The sequence below is a fragment of the Psychrobacter sp. 1U2 genome (assembly GCF_051847575.1).
Genome location: NZ_JBPYDC010001313.1, coordinates 1 through 634 on the forward strand (window position 1 = coordinate 1; position 634 = coordinate 634).

A 634-nucleotide genomic window follows, 5' to 3' on the forward strand; every position below is an offset into this window, starting at 1 on the left:
ATCAGCTAGCTGTAGCGCAGATTATGTGACACCGAACCGTGAAAAGGCAGCTGGACTGGCCGTTATAGCCACGCCTGCAATCTACCGTGAAGATGGGGTGCTCTATCAAGCCAGTTTTGAGAGTCCTGAGTTCTTAGAGTTCTTGGGAGTCAAGTAGATACCTCTGTCATTCTTCTTAAAGAAGATCGTCAATAAAAACCGCCTTATAAACTATGTTTATAGGGCGGTTTTTTATTGTATTTTATTCAAGATTTACGGCAGGACTAAATAACTTACGGCAACACGACATCTACGATTTTCCAGTCGATAAGGCCTTCACGCTGCATCTTTATAGTAATCGGGTAGCCTTTGACTTGACCACTAATGGTAAAGCAATTAAGACCACAATAGTTTAAGGTCGGCTTATCGCTGTCTGTCCCTTGAGCTGCCTGCTGCTCTAATTGGGCGGCTTGCTGATTCATCATCTGCTGCACTTGTTGTTTGACTACGATATCAACATCACCGCGATGAATAATCAAGTCCTGGATAAGGTTTTTAAGATCAATTTGATTGCTAGAGATTGCCCAAGCGGCGGCAAGCTCTTTGGTCGCAGTATTGGCTTGTCCTTGAGTATTGATCAGCCTCTCGATATTTT

General features: G+C 43.5%; 1 pseudogene. It reads right to left on the reverse strand.

Features of this window, described 5'->3' with window-relative positions:
• Window positions 1-272: 272 nt before the first annotated feature.
• Window positions 273-634, reverse strand: a pseudogene (locus ACS8FD_RS21825) (DUF2939 domain-containing protein); the annotation flags it as partial.